The organism is Paenibacillus sp. FSL F4-0087 (genome assembly GCF_038020215.1).
In the GTDB taxonomy this organism is placed as follows: domain Bacteria; phylum Bacillota; class Bacilli; order Paenibacillales; family Paenibacillaceae; genus Paenibacillus; species Paenibacillus taichungensis.
Map to the genome: position 1 here is coordinate 2,748,985 of NZ_JBBODJ010000001.1, position 17,780 is coordinate 2,766,764.

The following is a 17,780-nucleotide window of genomic DNA, read 5'->3' on the forward strand; positions in this document are numbered from 1 at the left end:
CTCACAATCCTTCACGTTCAATTTGCGATAATGCTTCGGAGAATTCTTCCCGGGTAATCTGGAATACACTCAACCGCTTGTGGAACTGCTTGCCGTTGCAATAACCTATACCCAGAAGATTGCCCATCTCCATACGACGTGCAGCAGCCTGTGGGTGCACAATCAGTCCCGCCGCAATCAGATCCTCCCAATCGATCAGACTTGGGGCGCCTTCATATGACGTGTGTACACGAGCCAGTGCATGACGAATCGCCTCCGGTGAGGCGTTCTCCACTCCGATATCGCCCTTGCGCGTAGCATCTGCCTCCGGAATGAAAGCATGCTTGCAACCAGGTACCTTATTGGCGATGATTTTACGAATACGTTCACCAGCATGATCCGGATCTGTCAGTACAATGACACCACGTCTCTCTTGAGCAAGTGCAATACGCTTTAGAATGCGCTGGTTGATGGCAGATCCACCAGTCTCGATCGTATCTGCCTGAACCGCACGTCGAATGGCTACGGTGTCATCACGACCTTCTACCACGATCACTTCTTTTATCATGTTCCATTTCTTCCTTTCTAACGCAAAAAGAAGAGGAATATCCTCTTCTCTGCCAAACGGCGGGGGAGACTGAATTCAGACCCCTCCGCCGCATATTCCGCATGAATCATTCATGCTTATATTTTATAGCATTCCCATTTCAAAGTAAAACGATTTTAGTTCGCTTCCGGCTTCACCGGACCAATCACATATACCGTCTTGCCTTTCTTCCGTCCGAAGTTCAGGGCATGCTTCACACTATCATAATACACATCAATTTTGTTGCCTTTAATGGCACCACCTGTGTCTTCCGCACGACGGAAGCCAAGGCCCTCGATATAAACCCACCAGCCAATTGGAATGACTTTGGGATCAACTGCAATGGTACGTCCCTCGGTTACCCGAGTACCTGATGCTGTTTTTGTGCCGATACCGGGCTCTTCAGAAGAGTAAGCCGTCATGGATACATTTTTTAACACTTTAGAATATTTAAAAGAACTTCCTGAGACGGTAATTACTTTGCTGCCCGAGGCAGCGGTTTTCTTCGAGTTCGTGGTTGTTGCTGTTTTTGTCGTGGAAGTCTGCGCTGATACCGTCTGAATCACTGGCTCTTTCACAACAGGTTTGGCTTTGGTACCAACGGCGATCACTTTATCAACGCGATTCGTTGCGACCGATTTACCCACCATTTTTTTGGAGACCAATTCTCCATCCTGGAACACCTTTTCAATATGCTGTACAAGCGTGCCTTCTTTACCGCTCACAATGACACGATTGTCGCCTTTGTACAAGCTAGGGTCAGCCGTTTTGATCACTTTATAAGCAATCGGCTGTTCCACTTCCACCGTACGCTTTGTTACCCGCACTACACGAATTTTCATATCCGCTTCGATAGTGGTTCCAAGCGCCGGATACACTTTGTCTTCACTTGCAATCTGAATACCTGATTTTTTAATCGCATCTTTTACCGATGAATCGGTTGTATACAGAGTCTTGGTGTCTCCGTCTGCCGTAATCTTAACTGGAACGGCCCGCTCAATAACGATGCGGTCTCCATCTGTAATCGCCCCATTCAAGGGCATGGATACCTGATCGTGAGGGCTGACTGTGATTGACTGCTCCTCCAGCATTTCCTGAAGCATTCCTGTACGAGTCTCTACCGCTTGAGCCTTGCCATCAATAACCAGTGAAATTTGTTTCCCGGCCTGACCGTAAACGACTAACAAGATCATGATTGTAAGCGCAATTGAGAAAATCGCGATCAATGCCATTTGACGCATGTTCTCATGCTTCCACCGCAACGCGAAAGACTTACTGGATGATCGTGACTCATGGGTCTCTTCTGGTTGGAATGTGCCCACTTCTCCGTCCTCCTTCATAGCCTCGCCGTCTAAAGTAATGCATGATGTCTTTGACGCGACTATACCAAATTTTCTACAGAACACAGATCGGACCAACATAATCCGGTTCTGCACCATGAATCAATCTTCGCAACATGATGTCATCCTCCTGAATACTTACCGTATGATGACAGTATTTCTTTTATTCAAAAACAAAAAAGCCAAAGAAAGAGTTTAAGAGGAACTCTTTCGTGGCTTCCGAATGATTCTGAATATCGGAAATTCATGCACGAGGTTGCCTCTCTTTTTCCGCTTGCGAGGTTAGCTGTCGGGTTCGGGCGAAAGAGAGCCGCCCTATCTCCGGTCATCCGCTCATGGCGGACGCCCTTGAATTCACCCCGAGACCCAAAGAAGAAATCAAATACGGCTTCGCAGATTCATACGCTGCTTTTGGGTCAGCGCATGTTGCGCATCGGCTGCAAACACCGATGTTTAAGCCCTATTGGTTCCCCCGCTCTCCGTTAACGGAGACTCAGCGAGACTGATTCATGAAAGTAATGTTGTTTCATCGGAAAGTGTCCCTTTGTTCATCCCCCGAACATCTGTCCAATTTTCCGCACAACAATTCACTGAAAAGATGATATCCTGTTTCTATGCATGTTGTAAAGCGTTGTTCAAGTACGTTTTTCTAAATATTTGGTTAAAATATTGTAATATTCTTGATTTATTTGGATCAAAAAGCAAATTAACTCCGCCTAACTCACTTTTTCACCTGTTTTGCTCGATATTTTAACGAATCCCAAATCGTTCCATGGCATTTTTGGTCGTTATTGCTGCAATTTCCTCTACCGAAATGCCTTTAATTTCCGCAGCTGCTTCTGCAACCAGACGTACATGCGCTGTCTCATTTCGTTTTCCACGATAAGGGTGCGGTGTCAAATAAGGGGCGTCCGTTTCGATGAAAAATCGGTCCATAGGAACCTTCTCAAGAACCTCTTTGGGCTGCTTCGCATTTTTGAACGTGATTGGCCCTCCGAAGGAAAGATGAAAGCCCAAATCCAGGCACATCTTCGCTGTTTCCCAGCTGCCAGAGAAGGAATGCATAACACCGCCTACTTCCCCGGCCTTCTCTTCACGCAGAATCTTTACAATATCCTCATGCGCATCCCGGTTGTGAATGACAATTGGCATATTTAACTCACGGGCAAGACCAATCTGTTGTCGTAATACGCGATGTTGAACCTCTTTCGGTGAAGTGTCCCAGTAATAGTCTAGACCAATTTCACCAATGGCTACCACTTTTTTATGCTTGCATAAAGATGCAATCCATTCCAGATCACCCTCCTGCATCGTGATTGCATCCACTGGGTGCCAACCTACCGCAGCATAGATAAAATCATAGGTTTCAGCCAGCTTCATCGTGGACGGAATGGTCTCCCGATTAAAGCCCACGTTAATCATGCGACCAACGCCTGCATCCACGGCACGCTGAATCATTTCCTCGCGGTCCTCGTCGAATTGTGGTGCATCCAGGTGTGTGTGTGTGTCGAACAACATCATGCTGTATTTCTCCCTTCATGTCGAATAAACGACTATCTCTTTTTAATGTATCCTATACATCTTAACCAGAACATAAATATTACTAAATTGGATCATGTTTTTTTATATTTCATTCCATTAGTTTATTGAACACAACATGTAGAACGAACAAGTTTCTTCATATCTATATGTGCTTATTTTTAGCAACTTGGGTTGTATTCTAATTGCTCAGATTACAAAATTATGTCGATCTACATGTACTCTCCATTAAAGCAGATTACTGTATCATGAAAAATAGCTCTTTTCGAAAGCTTTTTTGCATCATGATTCTTGAACAGCATTGCACATCATTTAATGTGAGAAATAGGGGCGAATATGGGACGGTAATTCATGAACAATCGCATCCACCTTATTCTGCGGATAATACAAATGATGTTTTCCGCGATGAAGACCACTGATTGAACGGACAATGTCGGACACCTCTGACAACTCATGTAACTTGTCTTGCCGATCAAGCAGCAAAATCTGCTTGTCCGTGGATTCATCCGGACGAAACACATCATACGGATTATCCGTTGGAAAATCAATTTCTAGATCATACTCGGGATTGAGACCGGCTACAGTGAAGGCTTCCCGAATCTCTTCAATCATGTTTACGTCGATCTGTTCAATCTCTACATACTTATATAATTTGCGATCTATAAATCGTTCGCATAACTCACTTAGAACAGTATCGTCCTCTTTGCGCCACTGCATAAATGCCGTCTGAATCAAAGCTTCGTCCAGTTGCAAATATTCTTCCACTGATAAATCTCCATTGAATAACTGGGGCAGTGGATCAATCATGAAGCGGAATTGAAAACCTTGCTGTATGAGACTTTTTGCCCGCTTAAATATTTGCCGCAATATAATTTCCGAACTCCGGGTAACCGGATGAAAGTAAATTTGCCAGTACATCTGGTACCTGGACATCAAGTAATCCTCCACGGCGTGCATGCCAGACTCCTTGACCACAATTCGTCCGTGATATGGACGAAGCATACGCAGGATACGGTCAAGGTCAATCGTCCCATAATTTACACCTGTAAAGTAGGCATCCCGAAGCAAGTAATCCATGCGGTCCGCATCGAGCGGACTGGTAACCAAATTAACAACAATAGGTTGCTCATACGTTTTTTGAATAACAGAAGCCACCTTCTCGGGAAAATCAGGAGCATACCGTCTTAAGATCGCCCCTACTTCGGTATCACCTGTAATGATCCGACAAGTCCAATCCTCATGATTCATATTGAAAGCTTCTTCTATAGAGTGAGAGAATGGCCCATGTCCAAGATCATGGAGCAATGCTGCGCAAAGGGCTACCGTCTTTTCCTCCTTTGGCCAATCTGAATAGTGACTTCTTTCGAATTGGGAAATAATCTTACGCGTAATTTCGTAAACGCCCAAGGAATGTGAAAAGCGGCTGTGCTCTGCACCATGGAAAGTAAGAAACGATGTTCCCAACTGACGGATTCGGCGTAAACGTTGAAACTCGGGCGTGTTAATCAACTGCCATATAATCGGATCTTGCACATGGATATAATTATGTACCGGATCTTTAAACACCTTTTCTTCCGTTAAACGCTGTTCCATGTCTATTCACTCCTTTAAATATCGTTTGTATTTGTCGCTTTTCAGTATAATACCACCAAGGATTCGACACGATTTGACGAATCTTGTCGAATAAGGTAGTTTTGTCGTTTTCCAAATCGACAAAGCTGACATTGATGTTTAAATACGAAAAATGGCTTCCAATCCCTTACCACTCGTAATCTTATCAAAAACAGCCTTTATTTTAAGCTAATTTTAAGGTTGACTGTTTTGGGAATCGTTGGTATGATGAGTATCATAAAACATAAAATAATGTCGAATAATGACAATGATCGTTAGCTGAGAGGAGCACTGATTATAATGATGAAATCAACAGGTATTGTAAGAAAAGTGGATGAACTGGGACGGGTAGTTATTCCAATCGAATTGCGCCGTACGCTCGGTATTGGTGAAAAAGATGCTCTTGAGATCTATGTTGACGGCGAGCGCATCATGTTGAAAAAATACGAACCAGCTTGTATCTTCTGTGGCAATGCAGAGAACGTTACTTATTTCAAAGGTAAAATTGTTTGTAACGAATGTATTTCCGAAATCCCTGCACCTGTGACAAAATAAGAAATATCCGCTATAATAGTCTTATTAAATTGTTATTTCTAACCTTTTTATATTCCTTGATCGCCTTCCCGGTGTGAACCCCACCGCTGGAAGGTATTTTTTTGCTTTATTATTGGTTTTCATTACCCCAAAAATAGAGCTACGAGTCTATACAACTCCAAAAAGAAGAGCGGTGACGTTCGTAATATATTTTTTTCTCCGCTCTACTCGTTTTCATATTCCATTAAGGTTGGACCTAAGGTTCCTTTAAGTGTATGTTCTCTATTTATTGATTCGTTATTAGATTAACGCGTTATATACATCTCGTTTCGTCAAACCCCGATCTGTTGCCGTTTTCTTCATCGCATCTTTTCGACTAAGTCCTTCATTCTCATAATGGCTCACATGATCCTCCAAAGACAGCAGCTGCCACCAGGCTTCCCGCTCCGCCTTACGCTCCTCTTCCCTGATACCTTCTACAAGCAAACAATATTCTCCAAGGGGCGGATGTTCCTCAAGCCATTCTATGCATTCTTGGATACTGCCTCTTGCGAACTCCTCATGACGTTTCGTCAGCTCACGTGCCAGTACGATCGAGCGATCACCCAAAATCTCTTCGAGATAGGCTAACGTTTTGCGAATACGGTGAGGGGACTCATAAAATAACAACGTACCGTTGGACTCATTAAAAGCTTCCATCACTTTTCGCATGTCTTTTTTCTCACGCGGCAAAAAACCGCCGAATGTGAAACGCTCCGTCGGTAAACCGGATACGATCAGAGCTGATAACGCGGCATTGGCTCCAGGGATGGGAATGACCGAAATTCCAGCTTCAAGCGCAAGTTTTACAAGATCGGAACCAGGGTCCGAAATGGCCGGCAGACCGGCATCACTGACGAGTGCCAAATTTTTTCCTTCTATTATATAGCGTATTAGTTCAGGCCCACTGGCTCCCTTATTATGCTCATGATAACTGAACAACATCGATGGTGTAATCTCAAAATGGGTAAGCAGCTTTCGGGTCTGACGTGTGTCTTCCGCTGCAATGATGTCACAGCTCTGCAATGTTTTAATTGCTCGAAATGTCATATCGTCCAGATTACCGATTGGTGTTCCTACTAAATATAGTTTACCGGCATCATCTGACCGCTCTGCGTAGCTCTTCTGAATATGCAATGTCATCTATAACCCTCCTTCCGTTGTACGTTGTGCATGCTGTGCACCGTAATATATGTCCATAATTTCTTCGCAGTATTTCCCCTCTTCATTGTAGACAATCAGTGGTGGAAGCATGCGTACCTCCGGTTTCCCATCCTTGAGTGCTTCAATCAACACCATATTGGCTTCCAAATGAGCACGGGGATGTACCATCCGAATTCGCTTCGGTTCAAGTTTATACTCACGCATCAGAGAGATGATCTCACCTAAACGCTGCGGACGATGAACCATGGATACTTTACCGCCATTGCGCACCAGTCGATTGCAGGCCTGAATGACTTCCTCCAGCGTACATCCGATTTCATGACGTGCCATGGCCTGATGAGTGTTCATCTTGAGGTCACTTCCATTCAAGGGCATATACGGAGGGTTAACCGTTATAGCATCGTATACAGCATGGCCCGTTTCTTTCACGAGTTCACGTAAATCACCTTCATGGATCGTAATGGATTCTTCCAATGCATTCAGTTGAATGCTACGGCGTGCCATATCTGCCAATCGCGGCTGAATTTCAATGCCTTCCAGACTCGCCTGAGTCCGTGTGGTCAACAGAATGGGAACAACCCCATTGCCTGTACACAAATCAAGCACACGACCACGTTTCGGTACTGAAGCAAATCGGGCCAACAATACGGCATCCATTGAAAAACTAAACACTTCATCACTTTGAATAATCTTCAAATCATGAGAGAGCAAATCGTCGATTCGCTCCGAATCTTGCAGTTTTACTGATATTTCTGTCATATGATACACTCATCCTCCGGTACTCTATATCTCAGACAAGGTTCTTAACCTTGAAAAAAAACCGTAGGGGATCCCTACGGCCACTTCATTTATTCAAAAAAGACAGGCAGAACAGACAATCGCCTTCCGTCCGCAAATGTCCATAATAGACATTGCAGATGTGGAATCCTTCGTGATACAACCGAGCAAGATTATCATACCCTTCACCTACAACATCTTCACCAGTAGCAGGACCCGCAGGCCTTGCTACCGGAGCGAGTGCAGATGCGATGGGCAAATCTGCCGGGGCCTCACGCTTCAGCAGTTTGCGTAACTGCTCATTCTCGATGGTAAGCCGCTGATTATCTTCAAGCAGCTCTTTAACAATCATTTTTAACTCTCCTAAATCACTGTGCAACTGACCCAATTGGGTTTCCATTTCATGAATGTGCGTAAACAGATTTTTCTTTTCCAAGTTTCCACCCCGAAGCAACCTTTATGGTTTACTTGATAACGACGTCATCCAGCGGAAGTTCTTTGACTTTACTGATGTCGAACAGTTGAACATGGACTGTGCGATTACCGGCATTAATGCCGACAACTTTTCCTTCACCCAATGAGGTGACGACCAACTTGCCTACAGCCGGCAATTCTTCTCTCACACTTTCATAGTTATCATGCTCAAATTTCAGACAACACATGAGTCTTCCGCACAACCCGGAAATTTTCGTCGGATTCAGTGACAGGCTCTGATCTTTAGCCATCTTGATTGATACCGGCTCAAAGTCTCCCAGCCAGGAAGAACAACATAATACTCGGCCGCAAGGTCCGATTCCTCCAAGCATCTTTGCTTCATCACGTACACCAATCTGTCTCAGTTCGATCCGTGTCCGGAAAATGCTTGCCAGATCCTTGACCAGCTCCCGGAAATCTACTCTTCCTTCAGCTGTAAAATAAAAAATAATTTTATTGCGATCAAACGTAAATTCCACATCGACCAACTTCATTTTGAGGCCGTGGTCTTTGATTTTATTTAAACAAGTACCGAATGCTTCTTTTGCTGCGCGCTTGTTCTCATCTACGACACGGGCATCTGTCTCGCCCGCCACCCGGATGACCTTTTTGAGCGGCAACACCACATCAGACTCGCCTACTTCTTTCTTGCCAACGACAACCTTACCGTACTCTACCCCCCGCGCTGTCTCCACGATAACGCAGTTTTCTTTTTCAATGGGAAGGTCCAGGGGATCGAAGTAATAAATTTTGCCCGCTTTTTTGAAACGGACACCCACTACACTGTACAAAAAATTAACCCCCTCGTAAGCCAATCCCACTTCGTCTGAAGCCCTGTCTTCTTAGGGAACCCGCCGAAGTTATAACCGTTTGCATATGATTGGAACAAAATCTTCCTCTCCCAGTCTTATGCCAAACCGATCAAAAATTGCTCCAGACAAAGCTGGCCATTGACATTGAAACGCAATTTTTTTCTGCATGCTGCGGCCATATCCATGTAGGAAACCCACTGCTCGGTGCTGCGGGTATGGGCCAACTGAGACAGCATGTCCAACTGATCTATAAAAACGATATGTTCATGCCTACCATACTGGACATACAGCATATCCCTGAACCATAAATGGAACAGGCTAAGCATCGTATCCAGGTGTTCTGAGAGTCCGGTTTTAAAAAGCTTCTGCTGTGCAGAGATCAATGATGTACTTCCTCTACCCAGGGACTCCTTCCCTAATTGTAACATTACGTTTCTAATTTCTGCAAACCAATTCTGCTGGAGAATTTCTCTACATGCTTCCAATCCTGACGCTAAATGGACGGCAGAGCGAGCTAGATTGACAGGGTGCCCTTCCGCAATCAGCGATTGCAGCATCTCTTCCGGATTCAATGCACTGAAAGGAACCAATTGAGAGCGTGAACGAATGGTGGGCAGCATAGCCTGTCCATTATCCGTAATCAAAATGCCTACTGCGGGTACCTGAGGTTCTTCCAGAAACTTCAGCAAGCTGTTGGCCGCTTGGACAGTCATTTTCTCAGCCTGTTCAATAATATATACTTTGGGATGCCCCGCCTCTGAACGGTACGAAAAGATACGCTGCAGATCCCGAATTTGATCAATTTTAATGTTATTTCCATCCGGTGCAAGCATGGTTAGATCCGGATGATTTCCATGTTCCACCTTACGACATTCAAGACACTGTCCGCAGGCATCATCTTCAAGCTCTGTACAGAATATTGCTTTGGCAAATGTGATCGCCGTCTGCAACTGTCCACTGCCGGATGGTCCGCTAAACAAATAGGCATGACTTATGGCATGACGTCTCAAACTGCTCTGTAACATCTGCTTGGCTGCCTGCTGACCCATAATTTGTTGAAAGGACATACTTCCTCCTCAGAAGCTTAAATTAATAAGCATTCCCCGAATTTCTCCTACTTGCTGTAATAACGTAATCTTGCCCTCTTCTGTTTCCAAAAGCTCATCAGCCATGGATAATAAGGCAGAGTCAATCTCATCAATTAACTTGTAACGTTTCCCTCTTCCCCGACGATCCCATCCTCGAGTCTCTTTCATAGACACACCACGACGGACTGTTTCCTCCAGAAATCTTTTTACAAGCTGCTTGTATGCTTTTAATTCTCGAATGGTCATGGAACGTGACAAACGATCACCCTGCATCTGGATTTCACTTAATCGGCGGGTAAGTTCAGCCTGTGATGCCCGTTCACCCTGGTGATTCATCATATCAGAGAAATTTTTGGATTGAACCGGTTTGGAGCCGGAATCGGAAGAACTGAGTCCACTCTGCATCGGTCGGAATCCAGGATTGATTTTCATGAAAACGCCTGCTTTCTACCTTAGTAGGCCAATCGACCATCAGCACAGTGCGCGCTGCGCCTGTGCATGGAGGAGACCTTATATATGTGCTACATCATACTCTATATATAATAGTAGTTAAATATCACCACATGGATCTATTCGTTGGTTAGTCAACCTCTGTCCGAAATAAAATCTTCCCTGATCGAAAAGTTTTTTCCGGACAGAGAACGCGATATCTTGATAACAAGAAGGACGCTCAATAGGATTTATGCGAAATGCATCATTAAAAGTGTTCGAATCGATCTACCGGAAGAACAAACACGGTAGCTCCACCTACTTGAACTTCGACAGGTAGCGGCAGGTAAGAGTCGGTTGTTCCGCTCATCGGAGTGACTGGAGTCACGAGCTGTTCACGAACCTTACAGCTGCTGCGAATGACGTTCATTACGGACTCGACCTGACCATCATCGACACCGATCATAAACGTCGTGTTGCCTGCCTTCAAAAATCCACCGGTACTGGCCAATTTCGTAGCCCGAAAATTTGCTTTGACCAATGCGCTGGATAATCGGTTGCTGTCTTTATCCTGTATAATCGCAACAATCAGTTTCATCCTGCATAACCTCCTTCAGATAATAAGCACCTTGTGAAATGCCCTGTCTATATATTAGACAATTACTCGTCAAAATCCTTCAAAATCCCTGTCTCAAGCGACAAAATCATTGCTGCCAAGACCTCTTCTTGCTTTTGAGAAGCATCGATGACTTTGATCCTGTCAGGAAACTGTTCCTTCAGCAGAAAATAGCCTTCACGCACTTTGCGGTGGAACTCCAGACTTTCGAGATCCAGGCGGTTAACTTCACGTCCATCGTGGGCATCAATGCGGGCGAGCCCTGCTTCAGGCTCGATATCCAGATAGAGCGTGACATCTGGCATTAGTTCACCTATTGCAAACCGATTGATAGCCCAAACATTCTCTACACCAAGACCACGAGCGTATCCTTGATAGGCCAGACTGCTGTCGACAAATCGGTCACAGATAACGGTCTTCCCTGCATTCAATGCAGGCTCCACCTTCTCTGCCAGATGCTGGCTGCGTGCAGCTGCATAGAGCAGCGCTTCGGTTCTTGCATCCATTGCCGTATGAAGAGGATTGAGAATGATGGCACGTATTTTCTCCGCAATTTCAATCCCACCAGGTTCCCGAGTAACTACATATGGTATACCCTGTTCTTCAAAGTAAGAACCTAGCTTACTGATCATCGTTGTTTTGCCGGACCCTTCTCCCCCTTCCAACGTAATGAATTTACCTCTGCCCTGCATATGCTTCCCTGCTTTCTATATCGATAATTGCTCCTAATTGTGCTGCGATAACTACAATCTCGATCCTCCATACACCAGACTATGAATGAACCCGCCCAGAGGTGTATGTTCATGAATTACTCCATAGATTGGTTTGAGAGTATTTCGAGTTTGGTACAAGCTTTCTTATTATAACTACTATACATGATCCCGCGTTAACGGTCAGCTATTCTCCAATATTTCCGTTAAGGCACATAGCCTGATCAGCCGTAAATCAACCATACCCATAGAGGGAGCATGACAGAGCCGGCAATAGCACTGACAATCATGGATACGGAACTCAGTGCTACCGCATTTTCTCCATACTCAAAGGATCTTGCCATGCCCAGTGCGTGGGAAGCCGAGCCGAGTCCGATTCCATACGCATTTTTGCTACTTACTCTGGCCCATTTCAATATCAAGGGTCCCAATAATATCCCCGAAAATCCGGCTATCATCACAAATAACGAAGTGAAGGATGAATTTCCTCCCACCTGATCAGCCAGTTGAATGGCAACAGGTGTCGTAATGGATTTGGGCAATAAAGCGATAACGATATCTTGCGGATAACCGAGCAGCAGCGATATGGCGGCCCCTGTGGACATACCAACGATGCTTCCACCCAAGGTCCCCCCTAATATCGGGATAATATTCCGTTTCAGTACATCAAGGTGTTTCGCCAAAGGAAATGCCAGAGAAACTACAGCCGGCCCCAATAACTCCTGTATCCATTTGCCACCAAGCATGTACGTATCGAGATTAATACCGGAAAGGACCAGAATCAGTACGATTACAGTCGTTGCCGTCAAGACGGGCATAAGGATCGGCCACTTCAACCTTCTATATAGATGAGTCGCCGGAATATATATAGCCACGGTCAAGGCAATCATTCCGATTCCGAGGATGAATGCGAGCATGAGATCGCCTCCTTCTTGCCTTGATGCGTCGATCTCCACGCCATGAGCCATTCACTAATTTTCGCAGACAACAGACAGGTAACCAATGTACTAACGACTAACCCCAGAACAAGCAGCACGGTATTGGCTCTAAAAAAATCAAAATGATTGATTATGCCCACCGTGGGAGGGATAAATAATAATTGCAAGTTCGATTGAAGCCAGGATGATCCTTCTTCGCCCCAGCTTATTCTGATCCATCCCAGTTGAATGACGATGAATAGAAGCAGCATCCCGACAATACTTCCTGTTAACGGCAGATGCAGTACAGCCTGAACCAGGTTTCCTATCCAATAAAAACCGTACATCAGTATGACTTGCAGGACTATTCCCGTATATTTTTTTAGCGGAATATCCAAAGTTTGTTCCCTTCTTTCTTATGTCCAGACAACAATGATGTCCTAACTTGTTTGAGCATTTTGCATGAATTCAAAGCGTGTCTTCTAAACTCAATTATTCCCTGATGATTTTCAATGATTGCAGCGAAGTATCCGATACACCATGAAACCTTGCTCCTTCATCTCTCAGCAGCTTAATACGTGTTATCATAGCTGCACTTATTCGTTCACCAGCGTATACAAGGGGTATACCGGGAGGATACGGAGTGACCATCTCCGCAGAGCGAAGACCTACACAATTATCAATGGATACCTCTGTCGTATCCTCCTCCATAATCGGCTGCAACGTAAACGGGATAGGCTCCGAAAAAGGAGTGCTTTCTTGAAAATTGTTCCACGTGGAAATATAATTTGTAGCCTCTTTTGTTAAACGCTGTGATTGCTCACCAAGAGATTGGCTCTGCTCCTGTTCAAGGCTAATTTGCTGTAAAGCCTGCAACAGGTGCTCGGCATCGCGCAGCGTCGAGCCCAGGCTAAAGAGCAGAACGACGTATCGTTCGTCGCTCATTTCGGGCACGCAGCCGCGCGCTTCCAGCTGCTGCTGCAGCCCATAACCGCTCAGCACCCCTGTGCCGTCATAGATGACGGCCTTGAACGGGTCCTGAGCGGTGTACCCCGCGACTGAAGGCAACGCCGCCGCGGGCAGAGCTTCAAGCCGCCCCGGTGCACCGGCGGCCTCGGCATTACCGCCCGCTGCCGGCTTCGTCCCGGCTGGCGGCTCTTGCTGCAGCAGCTGCGACGGCTGCAGCAACCGAAAGCGCGGCAGCTCCGCGAGGCCACGCTTAAAGGCGTCCACGGCGGCAAGCCCCGCCGTGAAGGCATTCGCGCCCTGCGTATGCAGCAGGCGGCGCGCCAGATCAAGCGAAGCCATCACTGGGTACGATGGGCTTGAGCTTTGCACCATGGCCAAACGCTGACGCAGCAAGGACCGGTTTAACCGTGGTCCTTGAACGTGCAGCATGGCTCCCATGGTGAAAGCAGACAGCATCTTGTGGGTCGACTGCACCACACCGTCTGCTCCGCATGACAGTGCGGAGGCTGGCAGCTCCGGATGCTGCCCATAATGCGCGCCGTGCGCTTCATCCACGAGCAGCGGCATGCCTGCCTCATGGCACACCCCAGCAATGGGCTTCAGATCAGCACCCATGCCATAATAATTGGGCAAAGTCACAAGTACTCCCTTTGCCTCAGGATATGCTTGGACAGCGGCCTGCACCGTCTCAAGCGACGGCATCACCGCAAGTCCACTCGTTGGATCAACCCATGGCTCCAGGAATACAGCCCTTGCGCCTGCCAGCATCAACCCATGAATGATGGACTTGTGCACATTACGCTGTACCAGTACAAGACTATTAGGTTCATTACATACGGTCAGCAGCAAAGACAAATTACCAGACGTACTGCCTCCGACAAGAAAGAAGCTCTCCTCTGCTCCAAAACAATCCGCTGCCAGCTGCTGTGCCTCCAATATAACCCCTTCTGGATGATGCAAGTCGTCCGTCCCCGAGATTTCCGTTACATCCAGCCGCATCATCTCCAGAAACGCACTCACCGGTACTACATCTACATCTGCTTCAGATTCGTCAGTTCCATTCTCAGCATGAACCGTCAGCCCGTGAATTTCATTGCCATACCTCTCTTCCTCAGCTTGTCTGAAGCAATCCTCCCCAACAGGTACTGACCGTCCCGAACTTTGTTTTCCCTTTGCCTCACCCTCATTACGGTGAATTGCAACAGCTCCCCCATCTAACTGCTGCTGGTCCGCTTGCTCCAGTAACCTTCGATAGACTTGTCCATTCTTATGCCCAGGTACATGAAAAGAACGCTGCCCTGAATCACGATACGCAAGCAACGCTTCATATAAAGGTGCGGTATTAGATTTATGCTCCATTGAGTAATCATCCTGTACATTCATAAATTTTGATACGGTCCGTACCAATGCTCTCTCTATAACAACAGAGACCTTTCCAAACTTGTCTCTTTCCTACGATCTGCTGTATTCAAAACGTGTAGGTGAAGCACTTCTCCTTTCATTATATCAGGAATTGTCCAGCCCCCCATGCAAACCACCGTTTCCACCGATGCAGCATCATCATATCCAGTCACCCCATGGGTGCTTATCATGTCCATTTTCTCCTTCTTATTTACCTGATAGAAACAGAAAAAGGCCCCTAGGGCCTCTATGCACATCGATACAAATCAATGTGATGTTCATTAATATGATTTAACGCTCTTTATGCGTTCTTTTGCACCCAAATCTGCTTCATTTGATGAATAAAATAATTGTACTTGGCATCTTGTGCATCCGTATGAACCATTTCTGCTTCGCAAGCGTCACATATAAATTCGGATACAATAAAAATGCCTTCTCTTTTGGTCTGTTCGCAGATAATGCATGTGTGTTCGGCGTGTCCTTCCATCAACCATCCCACCTTGTTTTACGTATTACTATCAGTATTGCACAGTTTCTATTATTTTAAACCTTTTCATAGTGCTTTCTTTCTATAAAATATATATATTCGCTTACCCCTCTGTGGGTGTCTGTACCGAAAACAAACATAAGAAAAAGGCCATTCGTTCTATACTTCAGCGAGACAGCCTGCATTTGTTACCCCTTCTCCTTAACCTTAAAACGTCTCTAAAACCTCGCAGACCTGCAATTTCTTCTATTATATGAAAACCATTTTGGACAGCCATTACAAGAAACATTCCCGCACTTCATTGTATTTGTTATGTAATTATCTCCTCCTTCTACAGCTACGAAAAACTTATATTCTATAATCTTAAAAAAACTTGGATTTTCAGCCGATATATAATACATCACCATTCAGAACCTGACAGCCAGGTCGTTTCAAAGGTATACTTGTATAGAATGATTCTACTTCCATATCTTGTACATCAATCTGGAGTACATACAAGGTTCAAATGTGCAACTCAGCGTCATCCATTTCCTTATTTATGAAAACGAATACCTTTTATGAATGAACGTGATCCCAGAAGGAGGATTTGTAATCGTATGATCGCCGAACCGGAGAATAAAGCAACCTTTTATCAATACCGGCTTCTGAAAAAAAAGGCCATTGCCCGCAGCGTAATCTTCAGCTATCTGTCTTTACCTGTAATTATGCTTTTGTTTAATCTGTTAGCATTCTCCTGGACCGGCCTCTTCTACTTTATCCTGGCAGGCCCGATCACACTATGGATTCATTATGTCATCGCCAGAACCATATTACTGCTGGTCCGTACCTCCTATGCACGTCGTTGGCGATGGAATCTCAAAATGCCTTGGTTTGGCTATATTCCAGACCAACATTTCAGCTACCGTATGTTCGTCCGGGTCCACCTCAATATGAGCTGGATTGGATTATGCATCATTACCGTCTGTTTAATATGGTCACCCTTGTCCTTCACCCTATCGTTGATTTTCTGGCATCTGTGGCTGCTTGTACCGCGTCTATATGTTGTACTTGTTCTGTCACGCGAACGTAAGGACGGGCTTATCAAATTAAATGAACAAGATGTCTCCTACTACCTGCAATAATTGTTCTTCTAACCGTTATCTATAACCTTGCCTACACGCAATATATAGTAGAACCCAGTAATACATAATCGCTAAAGCTAATCCATACCTTCTATTCAAACTGACGCAACCACTCCTATGACACGCTTCTTTGATTACTGCGTCATGCTTCCAAACCTTAAAGGTTATCCACTGTGGATAACCTTTATTCATTTCCCCTCCCTTTCTCCCTTATCCACAGCATGGGTATAGTTAAAATGGTTATCCCCAATAGAGTTCATTCATTTCCGTTCCGTCACTCCCTAGCTTATTGAATACCGTTTCTGATATTGAGTATGTATTAGGCTCATAATCGCTCCTTTCGGTATCTTCTCCCCCTTTTCTATGTTTAGTTGCTCTACAGACGACTGAAACCAGCCTCTACAGGCACCTACTATCTTTGCTATCTATGCCTCATGTCTCCTGTATGAGTGCTGTAAGCCTGCCTCTCTACAGCTCCTGGTTAAGTCACCACCAAAAGAAAAACTCCGAACGATCCATTGCTCATCTAATATGGTTCATGACAGACAAAAATAAAAGCCCCCGATCAGTAATCGGGAGCTTTACTATCATACGGACCATTACACCGTTAATTGTCGAACCATTACATCAAAGCACAACTCATTCAGTCATCATCATCAAGTGATTTTACTGTCGTCTGAGCAGCTTCACTTTTCGGAACCATTACCGTGAAGAAGCCATCATGTACAGCTAGATGTACAGTATGCCCTTCTTTAGCAAATACACGTAGGGAACTTGAGTCATTGGATGTACTCTTGGCTTGCTTTTCTGTCCAACCCCAGCTCTTAATCTCGTCTAGATACACCTCAGGAATACTAGTGCTCTCACTAATACCAGATAGCGTATATCGAACATAATCCATATCCGAATTGTTTTCAGACTGGTCAGATTTATTCGCCACTTTAGGAACCGGGAAACCCTTCTCGTTTACCGCTCCTTCATAAGAAGTCCATGCAGATCCTGCTTCACCACATCCTACAAGCACGCCTACCAGGCCGAGCAAGAGAAACGAATGAAGAACTAGTCTTCGCCAACTTGTCACACACACCCTCCTTTTCACAGCTGCACATTCCAGCTCTGTGGTCAGGTACTTTTAGCATATTTAACATAGTCCTATTATACTGGTTTCGAATGCGTTTTCCGTAACA

19 protein-coding genes and 1 riboswitch are annotated in these 17,780 nt (G+C 45.3%); of the genes, 2 read left to right on the forward strand and 17 right to left on the reverse strand.

Features of this window, described 5'->3' with window-relative positions:
• Position 1: 1 nt before the first annotated feature.
• The 4 genes from rnmV to MHB84_RS12915 form a co-directional block, all read right to left on the reverse strand.
• Positions 2-547 (reverse strand): ribonuclease M5, encoded by a 546-nt coding sequence (gene rnmV, locus MHB84_RS12900; protein WP_024633704.1) that lies wholly within the window; start codon positions 545-547, stop codon positions 2-4.
• A gap of 155 nt (positions 548-702) precedes the next feature.
• The gene (locus tag MHB84_RS12905; protein WP_076292113.1) at positions 703-1,887 is read right to left on the reverse strand and encodes a 3D domain-containing protein; all 1,185 of its coding nucleotides are present in this window, start codon (positions 1,885-1,887) and stop codon (positions 703-705) included.
• Between the two features lie 273 nt (positions 1,888-2,160).
• A riboswitch (cyclic di-AMP (ydaO/yuaA leader) is annotated at positions 2,161-2,414 on the reverse strand.
• A gap of 241 nt (positions 2,415-2,655) precedes the next feature.
• Positions 2,656-3,426, reverse strand: coding sequence for a TatD family hydrolase (locus MHB84_RS12910; RefSeq protein WP_179087239.1), 771 nt, complete (start codon positions 3,424-3,426; stop codon positions 2,656-2,658).
• A 330-nt stretch (positions 3,427-3,756) separates the two neighbouring features.
• A complete protein-coding gene (locus tag MHB84_RS12915) occupies positions 3,757-5,037 on the reverse strand; it encodes an HD domain-containing protein (protein WP_076292112.1) in 1,281 nt (426 codons plus the stop codon).
• A 318-nt stretch (positions 5,038-5,355) separates the two neighbouring features.
• Between MHB84_RS12915 and MHB84_RS12920 the strand changes: the two genes are divergently transcribed.
• Complete coding sequence (locus MHB84_RS12920) at positions 5,356-5,610, forward strand: AbrB/MazE/SpoVT family DNA-binding domain-containing protein (protein WP_024633700.1); 255 nt, start codon at positions 5,356-5,358, stop codon at positions 5,608-5,610.
• 279 nt (positions 5,611-5,889) lie between these two features.
• On the opposite strand, the gene rsmI is transcribed toward MHB84_RS12920, so the two are convergent.
• The 12 genes from rsmI to MHB84_RS12980 form a co-directional block, all read right to left on the reverse strand.
• Positions 5,890-6,771: a 16S rRNA (cytidine(1402)-2'-O)-methyltransferase gene (gene rsmI / locus MHB84_RS12925; RefSeq protein WP_076292111.1), complete on the reverse strand. Its 882-nt coding sequence runs from the start codon at positions 6,769-6,771 to the stop codon at positions 5,890-5,892.
• Positions 6,772-7,551 carry a tRNA1(Val) (adenine(37)-N6)-methyltransferase gene (locus MHB84_RS12930; protein WP_076292110.1) on the reverse strand — a complete coding sequence of 260 codons (780 nt, stop codon included), beginning with the start codon at positions 7,549-7,551 and terminating at the stop codon, positions 6,772-6,774.
• An 85-nt stretch (positions 7,552-7,636) separates the two neighbouring features.
• Complete coding sequence (yabA, locus tag MHB84_RS12935) at positions 7,637-8,005, reverse strand: DNA replication initiation control protein YabA (protein ID WP_024633697.1); 369 nt, start codon at positions 8,003-8,005, stop codon at positions 7,637-7,639.
• A 28-nt stretch (positions 8,006-8,033) separates the two neighbouring features.
• Positions 8,034-8,834: a PSP1 domain-containing protein gene (locus MHB84_RS12940; RefSeq protein WP_024633696.1), complete on the reverse strand. Its 801-nt coding sequence runs from the start codon at positions 8,832-8,834 to the stop codon at positions 8,034-8,036.
• Positions 8,835-8,950: 116 nt separating this feature from the next.
• Positions 8,951-9,922, reverse strand: coding sequence for a DNA polymerase III subunit delta' (gene holB / locus MHB84_RS12945; protein ID WP_076292109.1), 972 nt, complete (start codon positions 9,920-9,922; stop codon positions 8,951-8,953).
• A gap of 9 nt (positions 9,923-9,931) precedes the next feature.
• Complete coding sequence (locus tag MHB84_RS12950) at positions 9,932-10,375, reverse strand: YaaR family protein (RefSeq protein WP_024633694.1); 444 nt, start codon at positions 10,373-10,375, stop codon at positions 9,932-9,934.
• A gap of 265 nt (positions 10,376-10,640) precedes the next feature.
• Positions 10,641-10,970 (reverse strand): cyclic-di-AMP receptor, encoded by a 330-nt coding sequence (locus tag MHB84_RS12955; RefSeq protein ID WP_017691391.1) that lies wholly within the window; start codon positions 10,968-10,970, stop codon positions 10,641-10,643.
• A 62-nt stretch (positions 10,971-11,032) separates the two neighbouring features.
• On the reverse strand, positions 11,033-11,680 hold the full coding sequence (gene tmk, locus MHB84_RS12960) for a dTMP kinase (protein ID WP_076292108.1): 648 nt from the start codon (positions 11,678-11,680) through the stop codon (positions 11,033-11,035).
• 242 nt (positions 11,681-11,922) lie between these two features.
• Entirely contained in the window at positions 11,923-12,615 is a 693-nt protein-coding gene (locus MHB84_RS12965) for an LrgB family protein (protein ID WP_076292107.1), read from the reverse strand.
• Positions 12,585-13,013, reverse strand: a complete 429-nt coding sequence (locus tag MHB84_RS12970) for a CidA/LrgA family protein (RefSeq protein ID WP_083679149.1) — start codon at positions 13,011-13,013, stop codon at positions 12,585-12,587. Before MHB84_RS12970 ends, MHB84_RS12965 begins: the two co-directional genes overlap by 31 nt.
• A 94-nt stretch (positions 13,014-13,107) precedes the next feature.
• Complete coding sequence (locus MHB84_RS12975; RefSeq protein WP_076292106.1) at positions 13,108-14,943, reverse strand: aminotransferase class I/II-fold pyridoxal phosphate-dependent enzyme; 1,836 nt, start codon at positions 14,941-14,943, stop codon at positions 13,108-13,110.
• A 343-nt stretch (positions 14,944-15,286) separates the two neighbouring features.
• Positions 15,287-15,472: a sigma factor G inhibitor Gin gene (locus MHB84_RS12980; protein WP_024633689.1), complete on the reverse strand. Its 186-nt coding sequence runs from the start codon at positions 15,470-15,472 to the stop codon at positions 15,287-15,289.
• A 596-nt stretch (positions 15,473-16,068) separates the two neighbouring features.
• Here MHB84_RS12980 and MHB84_RS12985 point away from each other — a divergent pair.
• A complete protein-coding gene (locus MHB84_RS12985; protein ID WP_063568461.1) occupies positions 16,069-16,593 on the forward strand; it encodes a hypothetical protein in 525 nt (174 codons plus the stop codon).
• 643 nt (positions 16,594-17,236) lie between these two features.
• Here MHB84_RS12985 and MHB84_RS12990 read toward each other — a convergent pair.
• Complete coding sequence (locus MHB84_RS12990) at positions 17,237-17,674, reverse strand: hypothetical protein (protein ID WP_076292105.1); 438 nt, start codon at positions 17,672-17,674, stop codon at positions 17,237-17,239.
• Positions 17,675-17,780: the final 106 nt, after the last annotated feature.

What these genes read in the sequence shown, in the direction of transcription:
- rnmV (WP_024633704.1), bottom strand. Translation starts at nt 547, where the DNA reads ATGATAAAAGAAGTGATCGTGGTAGAAGGTCGTGATGACACCGTAGCC.
- MHB84_RS12910 (WP_179087239.1), bottom strand. Translation starts at nt 3,426, where the DNA reads ATGATGTTGTTCGACACACACACACACCTGGATGCACCACAATTCGAC.
- MHB84_RS12915 (WP_076292112.1), bottom strand. Translation starts at nt 5,037, where the DNA reads ATGGAACAGCGTTTAACGGAAGAAAAGGTGTTTAAAGATCCGGTACAT.
- MHB84_RS12920 (WP_024633700.1), top strand. Translation starts at nt 5,356, where the DNA reads ATGATGAAATCAACAGGTATTGTAAGAAAAGTGGATGAACTGGGACGG.
- rsmI (WP_076292111.1), bottom strand. Translation starts at nt 6,771, where the DNA reads ATGACATTGCATATTCAGAAGAGCTACGCAGAGCGGTCAGATGATGCC.
- MHB84_RS12930 (WP_076292110.1), bottom strand. Translation starts at nt 7,551, where the DNA reads ATGACAGAAATATCAGTAAAACTGCAAGATTCGGAGCGAATCGACGAT.
- holB (WP_076292109.1), bottom strand. Translation starts at nt 9,922, where the DNA reads ATGTCCTTTCAACAAATTATGGGTCAGCAGGCAGCCAAGCAGATGTTA.
- MHB84_RS12950 (WP_024633694.1), bottom strand. Translation starts at nt 10,375, where the DNA reads ATGAAAATCAATCCTGGATTCCGACCGATGCAGAGTGGACTCAGTTCT.
- MHB84_RS12955 (WP_017691391.1), bottom strand. Translation starts at nt 10,970, where the DNA reads ATGAAACTGATTGTTGCGATTATACAGGATAAAGACAGCAACCGATTA.
- tmk (WP_076292108.1), bottom strand. Translation starts at nt 11,680, where the DNA reads ATGCAGGGCAGAGGTAAATTCATTACGTTGGAAGGGGGAGAAGGGTCC.
- MHB84_RS12965 (WP_076292107.1), bottom strand. Translation starts at nt 12,615, where the DNA reads ATGCTCGCATTCATCCTCGGAATCGGAATGATTGCCTTGACCGTGGCT.
- MHB84_RS12975 (WP_076292106.1), bottom strand. Translation starts at nt 14,943, where the DNA reads ATGGAGCATAAATCTAATACCGCACCTTTATATGAAGCGTTGCTTGCG.
- MHB84_RS12980 (WP_024633689.1), bottom strand. Translation starts at nt 15,472, where the DNA reads ATGGAAGGACACGCCGAACACACATGCATTATCTGCGAACAGACCAAA.
- MHB84_RS12985 (WP_063568461.1), top strand. Translation starts at nt 16,069, where the DNA reads ATGATCGCCGAACCGGAGAATAAAGCAACCTTTTATCAATACCGGCTT.